This is a genomic window from Chloroflexaceae bacterium, assembly GCA_025057155.1.
Lineage (GTDB): Bacteria > Chloroflexota > Chloroflexia > Chloroflexales > Chloroflexaceae > JACAEO01.
In genome coordinates, this window is sequence record JANWYD010000015.1 from 47,793 (window position 1) to 70,703 (window position 22,911).

The following is a 22,911-nucleotide window of genomic DNA, read 5'->3' on the forward strand; positions in this document are numbered from 1 at the left end:
AGGGCTTCAAAAAGCTCATTCTCTTCGTGCTCTGCGGCAAACCTGAACAGCTAGAGCACTGACCAGAACGCTTGATTCAGCGTGGACACGGAACCGCGTGGCTTGCGGTGCGCGTGCCGCCATCGTTGCAGAGCAACCTTTTCGAGAAACGCTATACTGTATGGCGGTCACGGCGCGTCATTTTCACAGGTTGAACCGTAGGGCGCGCCAGCGTCGTGCGGTCTGGCCCGCGGGGCCACGGGGGGGACGGCCCGGCGGGCCGTCCCTGCTATGCTAAAATGATATTCCACGACGACGCGATAGGGAACGACGATGCAGGTCCTTGTGACGGGGGGCGCGGGGTTCATAGGCTCACACCTGGTCGAACATCTGGTCGCGACGGGCGATCACGTGCGGGTACTGGACAATTTCTCCACTGGTTCGCTCGATCGGCTCGCGCACCTCGGAACGGACGTGCAAGTGCATACGGGTGATGTACGCGACACTGGCGCGCTCGCTGCCGCTGCGGAAGGGACGGAGGTTATCTACCATCTCGCGGCAATAGTTTCCGTGGTCCAATCAGTAGCGCAACCGGTTGAGACCTTTGACGTCAACCTGACCGGGACGCTGCAGGTGCTGGAAGCAGCGCGGCGCGCAGGCATTCGTCGCGTGATCCTCGCCTCCACCTGCGCCGTCTATGGTGACACGCACAAGCTCCCCGTCAGCGAGCAGGACCCGCCAGCCCCACTCTCGCCCTACGCGGCCTCGAAGCTGGCCGCCGAGGAGGCCCTCAAGCTCTACACCCGGCTACACGGTCTCGAAACCGTCTCTCTCCGCTTCTTCAACGTTTACGGGCCGCGGCAGGACCCGACCTCGCCCTATGCGGCGGTCGTGCCGCGCTTCATCGCCGCCTTGCGCGCGGGAGGACAACCTACGATCTATGGTGACGGCCTGCAGACGCGCGACTTCATCTATGTCGGCGACATCGTGGAGAGTCTGCGGGCAGCGGCTACCCTGCCCGGGATTGCGGGGGCCGTCTTCAACGTGGGGCGGGGCGAGGAGACCAGCGTGCTGGACCTGGCGGAGACGATCGGTGCCTGTCTCGGCCGAGAGGTGCACCCGATCTTTGCGCCGCCCCGCGAAGGCGAGGTGCGGCGGTCGCGCGCGGATGTGAGCGCCTTTGCCGCCGCTGGCTTTCGGGCCCGCGTTACGCTGCGTGAGGGGCTGGCTCGGACCATCGAGGCAGGATAGACACGCTGCGGCCGGGAGCTGCCCGAGGCGCGAAAACAGAAGGCGTGAGCCAGGAGCGTTGAACAGATCCTGACTCACGCCTTATTGCGGTCGGCGCAGGCGCTCGAAGCTGTATGTCGAGGATGTGATCCTGGATCGTCGCCTGATACGCCTGGGCTACACTAATACTAATATAGCAGAGAAGCGTTGTAGTCTTCGCTTTTGATCAACACTTTGTTCGGGCCGGCTTTGGTGTCCAGCCCAGGGTTTGGCCACTACCCATCCTTCTGCGAATGCGTGGCGTCTTGATCGCCTGGGTGGCTTGTCGTATACGGCAACGTACAGTTCCAGGGATTCAGGCCGTAGAGAGCAGTGTAGGCGGCCAGCTTCGCCAGCTCATTGGCGACATGGCGGCGGCTGGCAGGGATATTCCACCAGCGGTCGGCGGCGGGCGGTGAGGCAAAGGCGACGCTGATGCCCCGCCCGGCGAGCTGCTTCTCCAGGCTACAGACCGCCCGGCGGCTGTGGTACCAACTGGTGACGACCAGAATGCGCCGCACGCCGCGTCGCTCCGCTTCAGCGATGATCACTGCGACATCTTCCCAGGTGCTCTCGGAGGGAAGGAAGGCGACGCTCTCCGCTGGCCAGCCCCGCTCGTAGCGGATGGCCAGCACCGCCTCGCGGTCTCCAGGTCCTCCCGTCTGCCAGAGTTCGGGGGCAAGGCCTCGGTCGCGCAGCTCGGCAGCATAGCGGAGGCGCTCGAGGCCTCCGCCCAGCACGGCGATCACCTCGGCCGGGCGGGGCGCCGAAGGGATCGCCAGCCAGCGCCCGAGGGCGCCCAGCCAGTCCTCGGCAGTGAAGGCGATCAGCACCAGCGCCAGCAGCGCCCCCAGGCTGAGGACCCGACGAAGCCGGACCCGATCCTGACCGCCTCGCTTCCCCATCTCTCGGTTCATGCCCTCGCGGCCCTGCTACGCCACGTGAGGTGCGTACCTGGGTGCTTCTGTGCTGGAGCAGCGCTGGCGCGACGGACCGCTAGAGTCGGTGATGCGTGGTAGCTTTGTTCCAGGAAACAGCGCATTAGATTGGGTTCACACTCCGCGGAAGGATAACACCACCCGCAGGGTGCGGATGATGATCAGTAGATCGAGCACCAGGCTCTGATGCTTTATATAATACAGGTCGTAGCGCAATTTGGCCAATTGATCCTCAATCGTAGCCCCGTAGCGGTAGCGCACCTGCGCCCAGCCCGTGAGGCCTGGTTTCACGCCGAAGCGCAGCCGGTAGTACGGCACCTCACGCTCCAGCCGCTCGACCATGCGCGACACCTCAGGCCGTGGGCCAACCACGCTCATGTCGCCCTTGAGGATGTTCCAGACCTGCGGCAGTTCATCAATGCGCGCCTTGCGGATCAGCCGGCCCACCCGTGTAATGCGCGGGTCGTTCTTCTCGGTCCACTTATCAAGCCCTAGCTTCTCCAGACCGATCTTCTCAGCGTTGGGGATCATTGAACGGAACTTGAGTGCGTAGAAACGCCGCCCGTACCGTCCGTGACGCTCCTGACGGTAGAAGATCGGCCCGGGACTGTCGAGGTAGATCGCCAGGGCGATAAAGGGGAAGATCAACGCCAGTCCCGCCATCCCCACTAACCCCACAATGATGTCGAGCAGGCGCTTGAACAGCCGATAGACAGTTGGAAAGTTACTATTGAAGGTGTCAACGAACCACTCCGGTCCCAGGTGCTCTACCGGCACCTGGCCGAGCACCTCCTCATAGATGTTCGCGACCGAGCGGATCTTCACACCGTACTCATGGCAGAGTGCCAACGACTTGAGGAAGCGGTCCTCGCCGTGGTTCGTGACGGCGACGATTACCTCGTCAATGCTACGCGTGCGTACCAGCCGGTCGAGCACATCGTACCCTCCCAGCACCTTGATTCCGGCGACGGTCTGGTCGTGCAGAGTCGGGTCACGCTCAATGAAGCCGACGTACTCGTACCCGGCGGTCGCCTGCTGCGTGTCGCGCACCAGCATTGAGCCGGTCTCGCCCGCGCCAACAATCACGGCTCGATGGCGCAGGGCCGGGTTGTTGAAGAGCCTGATGTAGGCAAGGCGCCAGGTCAGCAGCAGTGGCAGCCCCAGACCGATTAGTAACGCCGGGACAAGCCGCGGCGGCGGGCTCAGGTCCAACAGGTTCAGCCAGCTCGGCGAGATCTGCTCTGCCAGCAAGGCCTGGCGTCCGAAGATGAAAAAGATGAAGAGGTAGATCAGGCCGGTAAGCAGCGTTGCCGACACCACGCGGCTCATTACCTGCAAGCGGTTGCCCGAGATCTGCAGGTCGTAGCCGTCGATCAGCATAAGCAGCAACAGCCAGACGGCAACGGTGAATATCAGCCAGAGCATGGTTTCCTCCTCCAGCTCCCACGCTACTATTTACGTAGAATAACGCAAAGACCTGACCAGCAGGCACACGGGCTGTCTTTGTGCGCGCCGCAGGATCTCCGCGCCTGCCTGTCAGGTCTCCCGTGCAGTCGCCGTAGTTGGGTGGCGTCTTAGCGCAATAGCCCGTTGAGCCAGATGGCCAACCCGCCGGCCAGCGCGATCATTACAATGTCGCCTACGATCAGGAGTAGACGGCGCTCGGAGAAGCGGGGGATCAGCTCGAAACGGGTGGTCGCAGGTATAGTTGTATCCTTCGTCGTCGCGTTGATCATCGCGTTGCCTCCTTCGAAGTTGCGTGAACGCTGTGGAGCGTGTCGCTATGTAGTCGCTCAAGGGCCGCCACAATGCGCCGCGCGGCCTGGCCGTCCCACAGAGGAATCCCGCCGGATGGCCGGCGGTCCCAGTGATAATCGCCGTCGAGGATGGCGTTGAAGAGGGCCGCGAGCCGCTCGACCCGGGGGCCGACCAGGGTGTTGGTGCCGTGATCCACGGTAATCGGCCGCTCGGTGTTGGCCCGCAGGGTCAGGCAGGGGACGCCCAGGTAGCTCGTCTCTTCCTGAATACCGCCTGAATCGGTCAGCACCAGACGTGCCTCGCTCATCAGGTGCAGAAACTCCAGGTAGCCCAGAGGTTCGGTCAGCCTGAGGTCGCCCATCGCGCTCAGGCCCAGGTCCTCGATGCGCTTGCGGGTGCGCGGGTGGACGGGGAAGACGATCGGCAGCCGCGCTGAGAGGGCGCCGAGTGTCGCCAGCAGGTCACGCAGACGCGCGGGGTCGTCTACGTTGGAGGGCCGGTGCAGGGTGAGGGCGGCGTAGCCCCGGGGCGCGAGTCCTAGCCGCTCCAGCACGCCTGAGCGCCGGGCCAGGGGTAGCAGCCGCACCAGGCTGTCGATCATTACGTTACCGACGCGAACGATCTTCTCCGGCGCGACGCCCTCGCGCAGCAGGTTGGCGTCGCCGTCAGCCGAGGGCGTGAACAGCAAGTCGGCAATCTGGTCGGTGAGCAGGCGGTTAATCTCCTCGGGCATGGTCCGGTCGCCCGAGCGCAGCCCGGCCTCCACGTGGGCCACTGGCACCAGCAGCTTGGCGCAGACCAGGGCCGCCGCCACGGTGGAGTTCACGTCGCCGTAGACCAGCACCAGGTCGGGCCGGGCCTCGGCCAGGGTTTTCTCAAAGGCCACCATCACCGCCGCTGTTTGCTGGGCGTGGGTGCCTGAACCGACGCCCAGGTGGTAGTGGGGCGCCGGCAATCCCAGTTCGGCGAAGAAGATGTCCGACATGTTGACGTCGTAGTGCTGGCCGGTGTGGACCAGTTCCTGCTCGAAGCCCCCGGCCTCGGCAACAGCCAGCCAGACCGGCGCCGCCTTCATGAAGTTCGGGCGCGCGCCGACAATATGCAGGAGTCGCATCTGATGTTCTCCGTGTGGGAGTGTTGATGTGGTGAGACGCCTGGCGCCTGTGTGGATACCCGGGTCATCCTTCAGTCAGGCAGGGGCCTGGGGACAGTTCTCAGGTGTAGGGTTTTCCGGCACATCCTCCAGTCGCCATCCGGGGCATTGGGACGCCCAACTCCCCCTCTCCGCGTAGGTGAGAGGGGGGGCAGGGGGGTTCACAAGCGCATTGGAATGCCGAAAACCCCTTCGCGCTCGAAAAACCCTACACCTGAGAGCCCGGGGACAGTGGGTTTCCCCAATCTCCTGTCACTGTTCGATGGTGATCTCGGTTGTCAGGGTGAAGGGCAGCAACGTTTCCACCGCCCAGGCCAGCACCGGGGAAGGCTCGCGCCGGTACCAGTGGCGGCTCGTCCAGCCCTCCTCGATCCGCCACGCCGCGGCGTCGCTGACGAGGCGGTAGGCCACCCGCGCCCCGCCGGGGTAGACTGCCCGGGCCACCCGCGGGGACTCAAGTTCCACCCGGCAGGGCGCCAGGTGCAGCCGCCCGACAAGGGCGTGTTGCCAGGCACCGTCGAGCTGGTCGGCCAGCGTGAGGCGCGAGGGGCCGTGGAGCCGCACGCTGCGGCGATGGCTGACGGGGCTGGCCAGGCGGCGGTAGCCGTCGTGCTCGCCGGTGACGGTGGGGCCATCGGCGTCCTCGCTGACAGCGACGATGCGCCCGCGGGCGGCCTCGGCCACCCGAAAGGGGCCGGCGAAGATCGACTGGTCATAGCCGTCGACGGTGACAGTGGAGTGGGCCGCGGCGCTGCGGAAGTAGTCGCGCCAGTGGCCGGCGGGATACTGGTACACGCCCGGGTCAACCACGAGGGCCTGGCCGCGCGCCCACAACTCGAAGCTCAGCGTATCGGCGTGGCCGTGGCCCAGAAAGTGCGGTGGCCCCAGGTCACCCGCATCGAAAACCAGGTAGACGGCCTCGGCGCCGCTACCCGCGCGCAGCACGGCATAGCCGCTGTCGCGCAACGCCGTCACGGAGGGGCAAGGTCCCGCAGCACGGCGGGGAGCGCCGAGCAGCCCCTCGGCCAGGGCGAAGATCGCAGGGGCCGGTAGCGGCTCGTCCTCGACACTGTCGTTAAGCAGGGGCAGGCGCCCGTCGGGCCGGCGCAGGGACAGGGCGAAGGCCCGCATGCGCTCCAGAGCCGCCCATGCCCTTGGCGGGGGCGCCTCTCCGCTCGCCAGGCAGAGGAGCGCAAGCTCAAGTGCGTCCAGCCAGACGGCCATGTGGTAGCCAGCGGAACGCTCGTTGTGGCCCCCATCGGCCAGCACCTGGGCGTCCAGGGTGGCCCAGAAGAGTTCAAGGCCCTGGCGCTGCCAGCGGGGCGCGTCGGGCAGACCGGGCAGCAACAGGCCCACCCATGCCAGAGCCTTCGCGTTAGCGACCAGGTGGTTGTTGTCGAGGTCACGCTCCAGGTGATCGGCGAGGAAGGCGGCCTGCCGGGCGATCGCCGCCGCCAGCGATTCATCGCCGCCCAGCAAGCGCCAGGCCGCGGACCAGACCACCAGGCGCTGCGAGGTGGGGTGGGGTTCCCACGCCGGGCCGCGGCCAACGGGCACGCGCGCCAGCCAGTCGCGCCAGAGGCCCAGCAGCGCCGCGCGCCGCGCTGGGTCGTCGAGGTGAGGCCAGGCCCACTCCCAGCTATGCAGCCTGAAGGCCCAGAGCGGGTCGGCGACCGGAGACGCCAGCCAGTTGGCCGGCGGGGCCAGGGGCTCCGGCGGCTGCCCGAGCAGTGCAACCGTCCCCGCGGCCACGTCCCAGGCGGCCGCGAGGGGCGTAGCCCGGCGCAGGGCGACCAGGCGGCGCAGAGCGACGAGCTGCGTCGGCAGCGCGGGGCCGCTGGCGCCGCCGGCCAGCGCCGGCGCCGGGTAGAGTCGCGAGGCCAGCCACGGGTCCACCAGACCGAGTCTGAGCCGGCGTTCGAGGCGGCGAAGCACGCGCCGCGGCCCCGCGCGGCGGGCGGTCAGCCAGGCGGCGCGGAGTTTGAGGGAGCGATCCAGACGCATGGGAAAGATCACCGGAGGAGCCTTGAGAAAGCTGCTATTTCTTGATATTCACCGCAGAGGACGCAGAGGGCAGCAGAGTCTGTCTTTGCTTCGAAAGCATTGATGCCGATGGTTCAGACACGCACCCAGTTGCCCTGGAAAAGCCAGGGTAGAGAGAAGCCGTCTGTCAGTGCGCAGCGCGGTCGGCAACAACCTGCTGCAGAACCTGCTCCATACGGCGGGCAAGCGCTTCGCGATCGAAGTGCTTGGCCACGAAGGCTCGCCCGCTTCGGGCATAGTCGGCCAGCCGCGTCCGGTCGCGCTTGAGGGCAAGGACAGCCTCGGCGAGCTGCCCGGGGTCATTGGGCGAGACAACTACGCCGCCGCCACTGCGCCTTACCAGATCGGCCGCCTCACCGCCAGCCGCGAGGATCACCGGGCAGCCGTGGCCCCAGGCCTCGAGCAGCTTCGAGGGTACCGCGTCGTCGAGGCTGGCGTTTACAAGGGGTACCAGGCAGGCATCGGCAGCGCGGAGGAAGGCGGGGATGGACTCGCGCGGCTGCCGGGGCAGCACGGTTACATTGCTGAGGCTGAGGCGCTTGGCCTCAGCCACCAGCTCAGGTTTGCGCACGCCGTCGCCGACGATCAAGAAATGCACATCGTTGTGCTCGCGCAGCCGGTCGGCAGCGTGGACGGCGATCTCAACTCCCTGAGCAATGCCGATCAGGCCGGCGTAGAGCACGACAAACTTGTCGTCGAGTCCTAGTTCGCTCCGCTTGTAACCGTTCAGATTTACCGGCACGCGATCGAGGTCGGCGCCATTGTTTACCACCGTGAGCTTCTCCGGCGGCACCCCGGCGGCGATTAGCTTGGTGCGCTTGCGCTCCGTAACGGGCGTGATATGGTCCGCGCCGCGGTAGAGGAAGCGGGCCAGCGCTGCCAGGGCGCGGGCCAGCGGCGCATTGGGGGCCAGCTCGCCGGCCTCGATCACGACCTCCGGCCAGAGGTCACGGACGTCGAAGACGAATGGGATACGCAGCGTGCGGGCCAGGAACCAGCCGGCCAGGCCCACAAACAGCGGCGGCGATGAGGCCAGGATCACATCATAGCTGCGACCGGAGGTAAGGCCGGCTACGATAGCCGAGCCGGCGAACGAGAGGTTATTGGCCAGCCGGCGCCAGCTTGTGCGAAACGACGAAGCGTACACCCAGGTGCGCAGCACATCAACGCCGTCCAGGCGCTCGATGGCGCGCAGTTTGCCACGGTATTCCTCGGCTACCACGCCCGTAGGGTAGTTGGGAAAGCCGGTGATCACCGTAACCTGGTGGCCAAACGCGGCCAGCCAGCGCGCCAGGCTGTGCAGCCGCGCGGGCGGGCCGCCCATCTCGGGCGGATAGAAGTGGGCGAGGATTAGAATGCGCATAGGTGCTGTTGCCACGGACCGACCAGCGTCAGACGTGGTGTATTGCCTGACCGGGAACGCTCATCCATATTGACATTCGTAATGGCACAATCTGGATTCAACACAATCGAACCGAAGAAGGCGTCGCGAATCGTCCGGTCGCGCAGGGTATTCCAAGAAGTGACATCGTGCTGGCGTTTCATCCACCGTACAAGCGCCCGTACACTGAGTTTGCAAGTGGTTTAAACCAATCCCAGGCAAAGGGCGCTAAACGCGCAGCTCTCTCCCACTGTGGATCGCCTCGCGGGCGAGGAAGGTGACTCGGGTGGTGAGGACCAGGCTGGCGAAGGGGATCGGCGCCGGGCCGCCGGCCCGCACCGCCTCAACGAAGGCCCGGAGCTCGGCGGCGTGGCCCTTGTCCTGGCGCAGCAGGGTGCGCTCGACGCGCCGCTTCCCGTTGCGCGCCAGCTCGAGGGTGCGGAAGTCGTCAAGGGCAGCGACCCGCCCCCCGCCGAAGATCTCGACCCGCTCCTTGGGAAAGGCCTTGTCGCCCCCGGCCGCATAGAGAATGCTCCCCACCGAGCCGTCGCTGAAGCGAATGTGAATGCTGACATTGTCCTCCTGGAGCGCGCCGGACGGCGACTGCGCGGCGGTGGCGGCTACGCTCACCGGGTCGGCCCCGCAGAGGAACTGCAGCAGGTCCACAAAGTGGCAGACCTCGCCGACAATGCGCCCGCCCCCCTCAGCCGGGTCGTGAAGCCATGAACTGGCCGGCACAAACCCCGCGTTGACGCGGTAGTGCATCATCAACGGGCCGGCCCCGGCCAGAAAATCACGCATGGTGACTGCCAGCGGCGCAAAGCGGCGGTTGAAGCCCACGAGCAGCAGCGGCGGCGCTGCAGGCAACGCGCCGTTGGGCGCACCCTCGGCGCGCTGCTGCGCCGCCTCGTAGGCGGTGACCACGGCCCCTAACTGCTCCTCACTTACCGCCAGAGGCTTCTCGACAAAGACCGGCTTGCCCGCTGCGATGGCGCGGATCACCAGGGCGGCGTGGGAGCCGTGGCGCGTAGCCACCAGCACTGCATCAACTTCGGGGTCTTCCAGGATGCGGCTGGCCTCGGCAGTGCAGTAAGCTGCGCCGTAGCGCGCGGCAACGTGGCGGGCGGAGAGGCCCGTGGCGCTGGCCACGGCCCGTAGCGGCGCGCCGGGCACGCTCGCCAGTGCGGGCAGCAGAGCGCCCTGGGCGAAGGCGCCCGCACCGATCAGGCCCAGGGCCACCGGGCGCGCGTTGGGCACGCCCCGACCGGCGCGGGCGACACCGAGGCGCGTCGCAGGTGCGGCGCCTGGCCGCTCCAGCCGGACTACCGGCGCCAGGCGGGCGGCGGAGTCGGTCTCGGGATAGTTGATCACTACACCCAGGGCCTCGCTCGCCCGCTCGCCGGTGATCAGCGCGTAGGCCCGCTCAGCTTCGGCGATCGGGAAGCGGTGGGTGATCAGCGGGGCGACCTGCACGCGCCCCTCGGCCAGCAGGTCGAGGAAGGCCTGCATGTTACGGTTCTCGGTCCAGCGCACGTAGCCGATAGGGTAGTCGTGACCCTGCTCCTCGTAGCTCGGGTCGTAGCGCCCGGGGCCATAGGAGCGCGAGAGGCGCAGGTCGAGCTCCTTATCGTAGAAGAGTTTGCGCGGCACATTAAGGCCCACGAGACCGACAGCGACCACGCGCCCGCGATCGCGGCACAGCTCGGCAGCAAGGCGCAGCGGCGCACTGGAGCTGGTGGAGGCAGTGATCAGGGCCGCGTCAACACCGAGGCCGCCGGTATGCCTGGCCACCAGGGCGCGCATGTCCTCATCGGAAGCGGCCGCGCCGATGGCGCCGAAACGCAGCGCCAGCTCGCAGCGGGCAGGGCTGAGATCCATACCCAGGACGCGACAGCCATTGGCTCTGAGCAACTGCACGGTGATCAGGCCTATCAGGCCCAGGCCGATGACGATCACTGTCTCGCCGAGGGTCGGCGTGGCCTGGCGAAGGCCCTGGAGAGCGATCGCGCCCACGGTGGTGAAGGCCGCCTCTTCGAAGATGTGGGATTTTGGATTTTGGATTTTGGATTGGGGATGGGAGGGGTCGCTGTCTGGATCGGGGCGCTGAAAGGGAGGGATCTTCACCGCCAGGTTGCGGGGGATGAAGACCACCTCGGCGTGATTGGCGTAGCCGGCTCCGGCGCAGGCCACCGCGTCGCCGACCTGCAGATCGGCGACCCCCTCGCCGACGGCGATCACCGTACCAGCGCAGGAGTAGCCCAGCGGCGAGAGACTGTCGAGTCGGGTCATTACCTTCTGGTAGGTGGTGAGCAGCCCCTCCTGGCGGACCTTCTCCAGCACCTGGCGCGCCAGGTCGGGGCGCTGGCGGGCCTTGTCGAGCAGACTGGCCTGAGCCAGCGTGACCATCGCGCGCTCAGTGCCGGCGCTGACTAGCGAGGCGGCCACGGCCACGAGCACGCCGCCGGGACGCAGGGCCGGCGGCGGCACATCGGCGACGGTGAGCTCGCCGCTGCGGTAGTTCTGGGTGATCTGTTTCATAGGGTTACCCGCTCCAGCTTTCCGGCATCTAGTTCGGAGATTACGAAGCGCAGCTTGCCCGCGCCGGAGCGCGGCAGGCTTTCAACATACTCAACGTGCACCACCAGATCCACGCCGACACGCCTGGCTATCTCTTGCCTGAGGAGTTGCTCGTCGCCCTGCGTGTAGCCCGCCCCTCGCACCACGCGGACGGTGATGACCCCGGGCTCCCGCTGCACAATCTGCGCCTCGCGGATGTGCACCAGATCCTTGAAAATAGGATCCATTCGCCCCACCCGGCTGCCGTTCGCGAGCACGATATAGTCTTCTTGCCGCCCGTCAATATGCGCGACGATGCGCCCGGGACGGCCGCAGGGGCAGCGTTCCTCGCTGACGGTCACCAGGTCCTGCGTGTCATAGCGCAGAAAGGGAAAGGCCGGGTTCGCGAAGCCAGTGCCGATGATCCGGCAGCCTGGCCCATTGGGGTTGGGCAAGAACTCTACTGCGGCGAAATCTTCATCAACGTGCAGCCTGCCGAGCGGGCACTCGGAGATGTTGGCGACCGCCTCGGACAACCCGTAATGCTGGCGCGGCCGCACGCCGAAGGCCCGCTCGATGAGGGTCGCCTGCTGCGGCAGCAAGTTCTCGGACCGGATTGTCACCCAGCGCACCTGATAGCCCGGTTCAAGGGAGCGATCCAGCATGTGGGCGGCGAGGAGGGCCAGCAGCGAGGGGTAGCCGTGGAGCCAGGGTGGTCGCCGGCGGCGCAACTCGGCGACGTATGCGTCGAGGGTGTCGGGCGCCATATGATACCCGCTGAAGAGGATCTGCCGTCCCGGAACGTTGTAGCGCCAGAAGGGCGGGCGTCGCTGCGCGAGGGGCACGACAGGACGCCCGGCAAAGCTGCCGCACCACGTCTCCGGCGTGATGCCGTGCCAGCGCCGGTAGCGCCACCAGATCGCCCACTGCTCCTGAAGAGCGCGGCGTGTTGTCATAAAACCCAGCCCGCCGCCGGTGGTGCCGCTGGTGTGCACAGGGACAAGGTCAGTGGGTCGGAAGGCGCTGGAGATCAATTCGGGATAGTGCGCCTTTACGATATCTTTGGTGAGGATAGGCAGACGGTGCAGGTCGTCGAGACCGGTGATCGAGGCGGGATCGATCCCCGTGTCGGCGAACAGGCGACGGTAGAAGGGTGAGGAAGCCGCCACGGTCTGGACGAACGCCGCGAGCCGCCGGTCGCGATATGCTGCAATCCGCTCCGGCGTCCAGCGGCTGCGCGCCTCCACCTCGGCAAGGAGCGCGGGAAAGTCGCCCCCAAAGCGCCGCCTCTGGACCGACCAGCCCTCGATGCTACAGGCAAGGTGCTGGAGCTGCGCCGGCAGGCGCAGGTAGAGCTGCTCGCGATCGAAGGTTGGCTTCTGCATACAACTGAATTCCTGCTCTCTCGATATGGCCCTTCCAGCCGAAGCGGGGTGTGAAGTGAAATGTCTCGTAGTCTGGAATCTTGCTAAGCGGGCCGTTACGGGGCAGGTAGTTGACTGTGACTTCAACATAATCCAGTGGCAGCGCAATCTAACCTTATCAGCGACGGCGACGAGCACGCCGCCAGAGCGCAGGACCGGCGGCGGCACATCGGCGACCGCCAACGCGCCGCTGCGGCAGTTCCGGGTGATCTGTTTCAGGGGGATTAGGCGCACCGTGGTATGGAGATTGGGCATAACGTTCGTCGAACGTCAACGAACTGCTGCATCCAGAGCTCAAGGGTTAAAAGTTGCCAGATCTGTAGCGACCAGTCCTGCTGGGCATTGCGGTGTTCGCGAATCAGCTTCTGGACAGCCTTTGGTTCGAAGAAGCCTCGCCGGCGGACACGCTCCTCCGAGAGCAAGTCGTCAACCATCTCCCGCAGATCGTTGCTCAGCCAATAGTCGGCCGGGGCGCCAAACGAGGTCTTGGGTCGGTCTAGAACGCAGGCTGGCAGGATGCCGCGCATAGCCTGGCGGAAGATGTACTTCGTTGTGGGCCGGAGCTGACCTTTCACTTTGAGCGAGGGCGGGACGTTGCGCACAACAAACTCGACCAGCTCGCGGTCGAGGAACGGAACGCGCACCTCCACCGAGGAGGCCATGCTCATCTTGTCGCTATAGGTTAGATTAAGGCTGACCATAAAGGTCTTCATCTCGAGGTAGAGAAACTGATTGAGCAAATCGGCGTTAGCCACCCGGCCAAGTTGTGCCTTATGCGTACTCAATGGTTCATAGTTCGCGACCTGCGCCTGCATAGCTTCGCAATACAGCTCTGCTTTTTCTGCATCATTCAAGAACGTGTTGTTCATTAGGAATGCTTCCTGTGGCGAGAGGGATGCGCTGCGCACCATCTTTTTCGCCAGCCGCATCCACCCCTTCAAGGCTGAGCCGCGCAGGGTAGGGAGCGTGTAAACCACGGGCTCGACCAACCTCCGACGCAGCAGCGCCGGCAGCCGCCGGTAAGCCTGTGCCCAGTGATGGGCGTAATGGCGCCGGTAGCCTGCAAACAGTTCGTCGCCGCCCACTCCGGAAAGCAGAACTTTGACATCGCGCCGGGCCTCACGCGAGACCAGGTAGGCCATAATGATTGCGGGATCGCCGACCGGCTCGTCCAGGTGCCATACCAGGCGGGGCAGCAGGTCCACTACATCGGGCTCGACGACGATCTCGCGATGGTTGCAGCCGAAGGCGCGGGCCACAAACGCCGCAACCTGCGGGTCGTCGAGGGTCAACTCGCCGATGCGGTAGTGAGGCGGAAAGGTGATGGTGAAGGTTCTCACGGGCTCTGCTGCGACCTCCGCCATCATTGCCACGATGCTGCTCGAGTCGAGCCCGCTGCTTAGGAACGCGCCAAGCGGCACATCACTGATCAACTGCGAGCGAACGGCCTGGCGGAAGTGGGCGCGGAGCTCCTCGATCACCTCACCCTCAGAGAGCCTGTAGGCTACGCCACGATCAGGGAAGCGCACGTCCCAGTAGCGCACGATCCCGAACTGCCCCTTACGAAATAGGGCGTAGTGGCCAGCGGGCAGTTTGTAGACTCCTCGGAACAGGGTCAGCGGATCGGGCACCCAGAGGAAGGTAAGGTACTGGTGCAGGGCCTCCAAATCTATGCCGACGCTCATCTCAGGCAGTTGAAGCAACGATTTCACCTCCGAGGCAAAGGCAAGCCGGTCACCGCGCTGCGTGTAGTAGAGCGGCTTGATTCCGAAGTGATCGCGGGCCAGCATCAGCAGCGGATCCGCCCCGCGCAGGTCGCAGATGGCAAAGGCGAACATACCGTTCAAACGCCTGACGCAGTCGGGGCCCTCTTCCTCATACAGGTGAATGATGACCTCAGTATCGGTATTGGAGCGAAACACGTGGCCCTTGCGGCATAGTTCGGCGCGGATCGGGGCGAAGTTGTAGATCTCGCCGTTAAAGACGATCCAGACCATCCCATCCTCGTTGCACATCGGCATATGCCCGGCGGGCGAAAGATCAATGATCGCCAGCCGGCGGCTGCCGAGGCCGATGAAGGCGCCGTCCGCGGCAAAGTGCTGCCACTGGCCCGCATCGTCGGGGCCGCGATGAGCCATTAGTGTGTTCATTGCTGAGAGCGTCTCAGCGTCCCCCCAGTTAACAGTGCCGACAATGCCACACATACCATTACCTCTGCATATCGTGGCGCGTTTTTGCGCTGCCATTGGCATATTCTGAAACAGAGCGGGATCCTCGCGACTATGTTGCCAGCGATCGTTCAATCTGCGAAGCGAAGGGCAGCTGCTTATCGCTCGTGAAGATGACGCAAAGACCTGACAGGTAGACGCACCGGCCAACCCTGTTCACGCTCCGGGGCCCTGACGCCTACCCGTCAGGGCTCAAAAGCGGGCTCTTTTCAATTGTTTGGCAGCTTGCCCACGACGGCGCGATACGTGCCCTTTGCGCCGCGCTGGATGGAGTTGAGGCGCAAAAGGGGGCCGCCTCGATCTCAAGGACGCGCCAGCGATCGCTGTTGCTGCGCGTGCGGCAAGCCCAGCGCGCTCGCAAACAGTTCCACGTTTTCCCGGATCGCCGCCGGGTTATTGGCGAAGGTCATAGCGAAGGCCCTGGCTGACTCGGAATGCTGCTGGTAGGCCTTATCGTCCATGTCAACACAGTGCTGCAGCGTGGTTCTCCAGGCCATTTCGTCATCGAGCGGAATACCCCAGCCGATTGGCCGATCGGCGAACGTAAACCAGGGCGTCTGGTCGCTCAACAATACCGGGCAGCCAGCGAGCAGCGCTTCAAGAATGACGTGTCCGAAGTTTTCGCCGAGGGTCGGAAAGAGGAAGAAGTGGCTTTGCGCCAGGGTGCTCACCACCTCCGAGTGCGCCAATTCTCCGTGGTAGGTTATGGAAACGTGCTTTGGGGACCGGGCTATCAATGCCTGACACTCGTGCCAATAGGCTAGATCTTTCTCTTCAATGGGACCATAGACATCGAGCGAGATCTCGCCCTGTAGCGGCGCGAGCATGGCAATTGCCTGTTTGAGGTTCTTCTTCGGCACCAGCCGTGACAGAAATACAAAACGTACATTGCCGGCTCGTTTTGAGATCCGGGAAATCTTTGGAGCTAGCACCTCTGCCGCGGGGGTCATATTCGAGGCGATGCGTATCTGAGCGCGTTCTCCGATGATGCGCCGAATATCCTCCTGCTCAAGCGGCGTGGAAGCCTGCCAGATCACCTGGTTGGCCAGGCCGGCGTGAAGCGAAAGGTTGATATAGAGCTGTTTCTTGCGCGTCCGGATTTTGAGCGCGCCAGGCGAAAACTCGCCTCGCGGCGCGAGGATGACCTGTGAGCCGGGTAGGAGCCCCAGTCGCCGGAGGACGAGGAACCTGCGCGCCAGCGGAGCGAAAAAGCTGTTCAGGTAGATAATGGCCGGGCGCACCTCTCCGACAAGTGCCAGCAGGTGACGGAACGAGAGCCGATCGGGCGAGGCGTAGTACACCTTGCCCTTGCCTACCTGTACCCAGGCGTTGCATTGCACATCCGGGTAGGGTTGCCTGTCGCCAGCGTCCCGGTCCCTCGCCAGAATGTAGAAGTCGAACTGGTCGCCCAGGCGCTCGACGAGGTTGGCGATCGAGCGAATGGGTCCGCCTGACTTGAATCCGGGCAAATAGTATTCGAGGACGATCAGTATCCTTGGGGTGGTGTGCCGGCCAGCCGCTTCGACCATGTCACCTGCATCCTTCCTTACGCAACTATGTTCTGCCGCTGTAGCCAGTCGTGCAGAACGTAGATCCCCCACACGCGACTCCAGCCAATCTGCCCGCGCTCGAAGCTCTGCCAGAGGTTGGCCAGCCCTTCCCCGCGAAACGGGCCGCTCCCCCGCGAGGCATCGTCGCACAGAACCGCGCGCATCTCCGCACGCAGGCTTTCGCGCAGCCAGACCGCGAACGGCAAAGTGAAGCCGTGCTTTGGCCGGTTGACACACGCCAGCGGCAGGGCGCCGTCCAGCGCCCGGGTAAGCAGCGGCTTGGGCTGTGCCGGGTCAACTTTGAGCGCCCCCGGCAGCGCGAAGACCCGCTCGACCAGCACGTGGTCGATCAGCGGGACGCGCAACTCCAGGGCGTGGGCCATGCTCATCTGGTCGGCGTCACGCAGAAGCATGCTGAGCATGTAGGTCCGCATTTCAAGGGCGGAGGCGCGGTTGATCGGATCGTAGGCCCTGGTTTCGACCTCCAGCTCGCCGAAGCACCGCTCCTCCCATCCGGCCGCCCTGTCCAGGAGCTCAGGCGCGACCAGGGCGGCGATCTGGCGCTCCGTGAAAATCTGGCGCGACGCGAAGTACGGGTGCCGCTCCGCGCGTAGAAACGCGCCCGCCCGCTGGACCATCGGGCTGCCGGGCGCCCGTTCCATCAGGGTTGCCGTTCCGCGCCGCACAGCCGGGGGAAGCCAGCGTTTCGGCGCGCCCCAGCGTTCCAGCAGCAGGGGTTTGCGGTAGCCCTCATAGCCGCCAAAGAGCTCATCGCCGCCCAGCCCCGAGAGCGCGACGGTCAGGCCGGCTTCGCGGGTCACCTTCGAGACGAAGTAGGTATTCACCCCGTCAATGCTGGGCTGGTCGAACGCGGCAAGCACCTCTGGCAATGCTCGGCGCACCTCATCGCCGCGCAGCAGCAACTCGTGATGCTCGGCGCCGATATGGCGAGCCGCGATCCGGGCATAGGCGCGTTCATCGTACTCCTTCTCATCGAAGATGACGCTGAAGGTCCTGACCGAGGCGCCGCCGGACTGGCGCATAAGCGCAGCGATGGCGGTGCTGTCGATGCCGCCGCTGAGAAAGGCGCCGAGCGGCACATCGGCCACGAGTTGCAAACCCACGGCTTCACGGAGTTGCTGGGCGATCTGCGCATATACATCCGGCGGCGCCAGCGGCAGGACCTGGTCGGGAGCGGGCAGTTGCCAGTAGCGCCGGGTTGTGAGCGCGCCCGCCCGCCAGAGCGCCATATGCCCCGGCGGCAGGGACCTGACGCTCTCCACGAGGGTAAACGGCTCCTGAACCGCTCCATAGGCCAGGTACGACTGCAGGCCGGCGGCATCCAGGCGGCGGGGAACCAGCCCGGACGCGAGCAGGGCGCGCACCTCGGAAGCAAAGAGCAGCAGGCCCTGCCCCTGCCAGACGTAGAGCGGCTTCACCCCCAACTGGTCGCGGGCCAGCAGCAGCGTCTGCTCCCGTTCGTCCCAGATCGCGAAGGCGAAGATGCCGCGCAGACGGGCCACTGCGTCGGGACCCCAGGCGGCATAGGCTTTGAGAATGACCTCCGTATCGCTCTGGCTGCGGAAACGCTGGCCGAGCGCCTCCAGTTCCCGGCGCAACGCGCGGAAGTTGTAGATCTCGCCATTGAAGGTGATCCAGGTGTTACGGTCCGGATCAGCCATCGGTTGGTGGCCGGCGGGCGAGAGATCAATGATCGCCAGCCGGCGATGACCGAAGCCGACCGCCGGATCGGCTGCCCGGAGCAACTCGACACCCTGGTCGTCGGGGCCGCGATGGCGCTGCGCATCGGTCATGGCCTGCAGCCGGGCCAGGAGAGACTCCGACCATAACCCGGTGAAAAGCAATCCGGCGATGCCGCACATAGGCTAAGGCCTCCTGGCGCTCAACAGTTCATCGTACTTGTCAAGGTAGACCTTCCCGGCCGCCTCCAGCGAAAAGCGCTGCTCAGCGACGCGCCGGCCGGCCTGGCCCATACGGCGGCGCAACTCGGGCGCCTCAATGAGCTCGGCCATGCGATTGGCCAGAGCCTGCGCGTCACCAACCGGGGTAAGGTAGCCGGTCTCGCCTTCGACTACGGCCGTCTCCGGCCCGCCGCAGCGGGTGCTGATCACCGGGAGGCCGCAGGCCATCGCTTCGATGATCACGATGCCCAACCCCTCTTCTTCAGAGGGCAACACAAACAGCGAAGCCTCCTGAAAAAGATCGCGGAGCGCCTCGCGGGAGAGGTCAACGTGTATCTCAACGCGACGCTCAATTCCGAGGGACCGCGCAAAGGTCAGGTCCTCCGGCGAGGGGGCGGTGGCGCCGGCTAAAATCAGCTTCGGCGCCGCGGGGAGCGCCTGGATTAACCTGGCATAGGCTGCGAAGAGCATTCGGCAGTTCTTGCGCGGGTCACCCCAGCGGCCGACGCTCAACAGAGGCCCATCATAGCGATAGTCGCCCGGCCGGAAGAAGGCCGTATCAATGCCCGGAACGCTGAGGACCAGCCGCTCGGGTGGAACCAGAGGGGCGAGCAATTGTCGCGTATAGCTGCTCTCGGCGAACACACAGGCCGTATGTCGTAACGCAGCCAACTCGATCGCCGTAACGGCACGGGTCATTGCCGCGAGCCAGAGCTTGCGCCAACCCCGCAAACGCTTGAGCCTCGCGACACGCTCCATCCGCACGGTAGTCGCTACAAACAGGCATACCGGGCGACCAACCTCACGGGTCACAAGGGCCCATGCCGGCGTCCCGGCCACAACCTGGATCAAATCAAACTCGGCTAGCAGCTCAGTGAGGCAGCGGCGCGGCTGGTAGCGCTGAAACTCAAGCTCGGCAAGAATAGCGCCAATATGGCGATATGGTAAACCTTGCCACTCTCCTGCGGTGCACCGCGCGCCTCGCCGCCAACTACCTGGAGCAACCAGGCGCACACTGTTAGGATCACGGGACGAGGTTGCCAACGAGACGATCGCAGGACGATAGCGCCCTGACCGCTCCAGCACCTGGTGCAAGAATTGAGCTACGGACGACACACCACCACCTTCAGCGAGGGCGGGCACTACCAAACCTATTCGAAACGGCGCCACGCTCAAGTGAGTCCTCCTAAAACACTTTATCTTCAAACCTTTTCACAAAATACTTGCGTCTTCCATTCCCAACATTCAGAGTTTTTGCAATCCATACAACAAATACACATATCACCAAAAGCACTACAACTCTTTGCGCGGTTTGAATAACTAAACTGACATATGAATTCTCGATGTCTATTAAATCCGGTATAAGAGCCAGATAAACGGGCGCCAGGCCTGAATAGGCGAGTTTTCGAACAAATAGCGCAAGGGCAAATCCCAGTACGATGCAGGCCAGCACTACCCCTGGCCAACCGCTAAAAATATATGCCTGTCCAAAAATAGTCCTCACCGAAGACGTTTTCGTGCTGGATGGATGATTTAAATAAGCAATGCTAAATGAAACCCCTTCTGTAATGACCGGCTTATCCGGCCAGAGAGCGCGCGGGACAACATAGGCTGGAATTGCCAGAAACTGATGAAAACCCTCATACGGCAATTCTGAAGGTGTTTTTCGGAGAATTACGCCGATGTTCTGACTTATTTCAGCTTGTCGTCCCATTACCTTTTCAGAAAACATATTCCAACCGACATCCACACCCTGCCCCCATGTCTCTCGGAAGGCTTTCAAGGAAGACTGCACCATTGATGATGGAGAATTGACGTTGAGATCGTTTATATTTTGACGCAAATACTCGGTCACAGGCACTATCGCTATTCCAACATACAGGCTAATAAGAATATAGGGAATATATCGCAAAAGATTATAACCACAGAAAAGGGCAGAAAGCGCCAATAGTACGATCAACCAGAATGCCGGCTTCATTGTTCCCGAAATTATAGCAAAGATTAATTCTACAACTCCAACGAGGATCAGAAGTCCGAAAGGCCATTTTCTTTGGAATACTCGAAGCGCAACCAGTGAGACCACAACGTACGCGCCGCTCTCCAGGTAGCCAATCCACTGATGAAAAGCTGAGAAGGTTCCCCAGGCGCCCGGGTCAGCAGCATAGGAAATGCCAACCACAGAGATTCGCACCAGTCGCACTAGCACAACTAAGAAATAGAATACCAACACGATGTGGGGGGTTACAATGATCAGGTCTGCAAAAAACCTGGAACTATGAATGCTTGGCCGAAACAATAGCAAACCAGATCCATAACCAAGCCAAATACTTGCAAGTCCTGTCGTCACCAGCAACAACGCCCAGGCAGCATACGGGTAATTAATACCAACAAGATCATCTATCGAGTCTATCAAGACCGGATTGAAGAAAGACGCCAGTCCAGGAATACCGATAAGAGCAACACACCAAATCGTCATGAGGAATGGGGGATGAGCTAGTACAGGCATTCTTTGATCGTGTAAACGAAGAAACTGACCTCCAAGCATAAGTAGGGCTGTCATCAAACCGAGGAAGACAATGTAAAACCAGAGTGCTCCCGAATAGGTAGCAGTATCGGGGTCAAACATTGCAGAAAGGCCGACAAGAAGCGCAGCAAAGAGGCACACCAGTACCAGAGTAGGCATTAACGATCTGGAAGTCCGCCAATCGCGTCCGCGAGACGTGCCAACACTGCTCATAGCCAGGCATCCCAATCTTGTACGAATAGATGATCCTCACTTGCTATCATCTGACTGAGCAAAAATTCTTTCTCGAAATCGATTGATCAACGCAGAGATTTCGCGATTCGAGAATAAAAGGCTCGGCCCGGTTTCTCTGCCTATAAATACACCAAGCAATAATGAGACGACCATATAACCAAGCAGTGACGTAATCGCGGCGCCGATCAACTGAAATGCTGGCAAAAGCAACCAGAGTAATAAAAGTGTAACGATAACACCTACACCCTCTGCTATAAAAAGGTACTGAGGCCGTTCGAGGCTCTGTATTGCAGCCGTAAGAACTTGATTGAACGCGGACACACCGCTGGCCAAACACAAGATAATGGCAGTTGGTATGGCCGGTTTGAAAGCGTCTCCGAACAATAACGGAATAATCACTGGTGAAAGAACTGCCGCAATTCCGGCAAGCACGACTGAAAGTGCAAGGCCCAGCCACGTACCCTGAGCGATCACCGCCCCCCTTTTTTCTGATGATGCACCAGCCGCTCTGGGGAGTAGAACTGCTGCAATAGCATTCACAAGCGGAACTACTGCGTTGCTCCACGCTAAGCTCGCAACATATAGACCAAGAAGTTTCGGGCCAAGAAAGCCCGCAATTAAAATCTGATCGAGTCGCAAATTTATAACCGCTGGCAGGGTTCCCAACATGTTGGGCAGTCCGAAACGCAGCAGTGACCTCATCCTTTCTGTTGAAGGGCGCCAACCTCCCCTCATTCGAATGGCGACGAAACCAGCGGTCAGAACACCGGTAATCGAGTACCAAATCAAGAAATCTTGAGACAAACCGACAGGATCTCTCTGTGAGCTTGCTGTATGAAAGACTAAGACACCAATCCATGTGAGTGGCGGAACGATTCGCAGTACATTCCAGACAAGAAGTTCGTTTCTACCACGGAGCGGATGAATTGTAAAACCAAAGACGGCACTGATCGGCAGCCAAAGAAGATAAACTTGCGCGGCCTGGATAATAACTGAACGCTGGGCTTCTAATGCCAGGGGCAGCAAAAAGTAACCGATTATCACAAAAGGCAAACAACCAAGGGAAGCAATGCACACAGCAGAGGACAGCCACCTGAGAGCTTTATCAGGTTCCCTTGCGGAGTAGTAGACCAAAGCATCTGGCACACCTAATGTAGACAACATCGCGAGTAACATCGGAATGGTCTGGATTGCAGCCAGCTCTCCTCGTCCAATTGGACCTAATAGCCGGGCCGCGAGGGTTCCAGAGATTAGGCTCAGGCTGGCCAGGAAGACATTGGCGCCCATCGTAAGGGCGAGCGCGCTCCCAAAAGATGATGACGACAGAATGTAATGATAGTATCTTCGCATCCGCAATATCATTCTAAAGCGCCGCCTCTTAAAATGGGCGCCATATTCGCAGTCGTTCCTCTACGAACATAAACGTTCATCGGAATTTTTTATTAGCGGCAGGAATTATCTGGCATTGCAGGGCTGCAACAAAATATTGCAACGGCTCAAAGGCATGAACTTCAGCACAATACCGCGATAGAAACAACGAGTGCTGCCCGACATTTGCACCAACATCGACACAAACCGCATTCCTCCTGCGGGCAACAATGTCCCGCATCAGCAGCAGTTCCGCCTTTTCGTATGCTCCAAAGTAATAGACCCACCAGTCTATATATTGACCCAGATCGCCCTTATACTTCAAACCATAGAAGTTCACCTCAAAATGACGCGAGCCACTCCTCTTTGGATTGACAAATCGGTTGATTGTATAATATCTTAATCCGACACGGAGCCACTCTTGGCGGCCCACGAATCTCAGGAGCGTGTCTATGTTAAACATGGCTTTTACAGTTTTCAACGATCCCCGTGCGCTGTGTTCATATGGCAGATTGACGGGCATTGGCTGCTGACCGCAAGTCTCAAGACGTTATATCCCAGTGTAAAAGAAGCCATCGATGTGT

16 protein-coding genes are annotated in these 22,911 nt (G+C 62.5%); 1 reads left to right on the forward strand and 15 read right to left on the reverse strand.

From position 1 onward, the window contains the following. Positions 1–312: 312 nt before the first annotated feature. Entirely contained in the window at positions 313–1,230 is a 918-nt protein-coding gene (locus NZU74_14360; GenBank protein ID MCS6882514.1) for a GDP-mannose 4,6-dehydratase, read from the forward strand. A 254-nt stretch (positions 1,231–1,484) separates the two neighbouring features. Here the strand turns inward: NZU74_14360 and NZU74_14365 are convergent, their stop codons facing one another. The 15 genes from NZU74_14365 to NZU74_14435 all read right to left on the reverse strand — a co-directional run bounded on the left by NZU74_14365 (position 1,485) and on the right by NZU74_14435 (position 22,850). After that, on the reverse strand, positions 1,485–2,153 hold the full coding sequence (locus NZU74_14365; GenBank protein ID MCS6882515.1) for a YdcF family protein: 669 nt from the start codon (positions 2,151–2,153) through the stop codon (positions 1,485–1,487). Positions 2,154–2,300: 147 nt separating this feature from the next. Next, positions 2,301–3,611, reverse strand: a complete 1,311-nt coding sequence (locus tag NZU74_14370; protein MCS6882516.1) for a sugar transferase — start codon at positions 3,609–3,611, stop codon at positions 2,301–2,303. Between the two features lie 149 nt (positions 3,612–3,760). After that, positions 3,761–3,922, reverse strand: coding sequence for a hypothetical protein (locus NZU74_14375; protein ID MCS6882517.1), 162 nt, complete (start codon positions 3,920–3,922; stop codon positions 3,761–3,763). Beyond that, complete coding sequence (gene wecB / locus NZU74_14380; protein MCS6882518.1) at positions 3,919–5,058, reverse strand: UDP-N-acetylglucosamine 2-epimerase (non-hydrolyzing); 1,140 nt, start codon at positions 5,056–5,058, stop codon at positions 3,919–3,921. The genes NZU74_14375 and wecB overlap by 4 nt, the downstream gene beginning before the upstream one ends. A 291-nt stretch (positions 5,059–5,349) precedes the next feature. Further along, complete coding sequence (locus NZU74_14385) at positions 5,350–7,113, reverse strand: heparinase II/III family protein (GenBank protein ID MCS6882519.1); 1,764 nt, start codon at positions 7,111–7,113, stop codon at positions 5,350–5,352. Between the two features lie 154 nt (positions 7,114–7,267). Beyond that, entirely contained in the window at positions 7,268–8,503 is a 1,236-nt protein-coding gene (locus NZU74_14390; GenBank protein ID MCS6882520.1) for a glycosyltransferase family 4 protein, read from the reverse strand. Positions 8,504–8,749: 246 nt separating this feature from the next. Beyond that, positions 8,750–11,059, reverse strand: a complete 2,310-nt coding sequence (locus NZU74_14395; protein ID MCS6882521.1) for a bi-domain-containing oxidoreductase — start codon at positions 11,057–11,059, stop codon at positions 8,750–8,752. Then, positions 11,056–12,462, reverse strand: coding sequence for a hypothetical protein (locus NZU74_14400; protein MCS6882522.1), 1,407 nt, complete (start codon positions 12,460–12,462; stop codon positions 11,056–11,058). The genes NZU74_14395 and NZU74_14400 overlap by 4 nt, the downstream gene beginning before the upstream one ends. A 263-nt stretch (positions 12,463–12,725) precedes the next feature. Then, on the reverse strand, positions 12,726–14,705 hold the full coding sequence (gene asnB / locus NZU74_14405) for an asparagine synthase (glutamine-hydrolyzing) (protein ID MCS6882523.1): 1,980 nt from the start codon (positions 14,703–14,705) through the stop codon (positions 12,726–12,728). A 326-nt stretch (positions 14,706–15,031) separates the two neighbouring features. Further along, entirely contained in the window at positions 15,032–16,258 is a 1,227-nt protein-coding gene (locus NZU74_14410) for a glycosyltransferase (protein ID MCS6882524.1), read from the reverse strand. 17 nt (positions 16,259–16,275) lie between these two features. Beyond that, the gene (gene asnB / locus NZU74_14415; protein MCS6882525.1) at positions 16,276–18,162 is read right to left on the reverse strand and encodes an asparagine synthase (glutamine-hydrolyzing); all 1,887 of its coding nucleotides are present in this window, start codon (positions 18,160–18,162) and stop codon (positions 16,276–16,278) included. Between the two features lie 3 nt (positions 18,163–18,165). After that, a complete protein-coding gene (locus tag NZU74_14420) occupies positions 18,166–19,317 on the reverse strand; it encodes a glycosyltransferase (GenBank protein MCS6882526.1) in 1,152 nt (383 codons plus the stop codon). A 70-nt stretch (positions 19,318–19,387) separates the two neighbouring features. Then, positions 19,388–20,884, reverse strand: coding sequence for a hypothetical protein (locus NZU74_14425; GenBank protein MCS6882527.1), 1,497 nt, complete (start codon positions 20,882–20,884; stop codon positions 19,388–19,390). Positions 20,885–20,974: 90 nt separating this feature from the next. Beyond that, positions 20,975–22,309: an oligosaccharide flippase family protein gene (locus tag NZU74_14430; GenBank protein ID MCS6882528.1), complete on the reverse strand. Its 1,335-nt coding sequence runs from the start codon at positions 22,307–22,309 to the stop codon at positions 20,975–20,977. 76 nt (positions 22,310–22,385) lie between these two features. Continuing rightward, on the reverse strand, positions 22,386–22,850 hold the full coding sequence (locus NZU74_14435) for a hypothetical protein (GenBank protein ID MCS6882529.1): 465 nt from the start codon (positions 22,848–22,850) through the stop codon (positions 22,386–22,388). Between the last annotated feature and the right edge of the window lie 61 nt (positions 22,851–22,911).

Coding starts and splice junctions, on each gene's coding strand:
- NZU74_14360 (MCS6882514.1), top strand. CDS start 313: ATGCAGGTCCTTGTGACGGGGGGCGCGGGGTTCATAGGCTCACACCTG.
- asnB (MCS6882523.1), bottom strand. CDS start 14,705: ATGTGTGGCATTGTCGGCACTGTTAACTGGGGGGACGCTGAGACGCTC.
- NZU74_14375 (MCS6882517.1), bottom strand. CDS start 3,922: ATGATCAACGCGACGACGAAGGATACAACTATACCTGCGACCACCCGT.
- NZU74_14370 (MCS6882516.1), bottom strand. CDS start 3,611: ATGCTCTGGCTGATATTCACCGTTGCCGTCTGGCTGTTGCTGCTTATG.
- NZU74_14365 (MCS6882515.1), bottom strand. CDS start 2,153: ATGGGGAAGCGAGGCGGTCAGGATCGGGTCCGGCTTCGTCGGGTCCTC.
- NZU74_14425 (MCS6882527.1), bottom strand. CDS start 20,884: ATGCCTACTCTGGTACTGGTGTGCCTCTTTGCTGCGCTTCTTGTCGGC.
- wecB (MCS6882518.1), bottom strand. CDS start 5,058: ATGCGACTCCTGCATATTGTCGGCGCGCGCCCGAACTTCATGAAGGCG.
- NZU74_14410 (MCS6882524.1), bottom strand. CDS start 16,258: ATGGTCGAAGCGGCTGGCCGGCACACCACCCCAAGGATACTGATCGTC.
- asnB (MCS6882525.1), bottom strand. CDS start 18,162: ATGTGCGGCATCGCCGGATTGCTTTTCACCGGGTTATGGTCGGAGTCT.
- NZU74_14390 (MCS6882520.1), bottom strand. CDS start 8,503: ATGCGCATTCTAATCCTCGCCCACTTCTATCCGCCCGAGATGGGCGGC.
- NZU74_14430 (MCS6882528.1), bottom strand. CDS start 22,309: ATGCGAAGATACTATCATTACATTCTGTCGTCATCATCTTTTGGGAGC.
- NZU74_14395 (MCS6882521.1), bottom strand. CDS start 11,059: ATGAAACAGATCACCCAGAACTACCGCAGCGGCGAGCTCACCGTCGCC.
- NZU74_14435 (MCS6882529.1), bottom strand. CDS start 22,850: ATGCCCGTCAATCTGCCATATGAACACAGCGCACGGGGATCGTTGAAA.
- NZU74_14400 (MCS6882522.1), bottom strand. CDS start 12,462: ATGCAGAAGCCAACCTTCGATCGCGAGCAGCTCTACCTGCGCCTGCCG.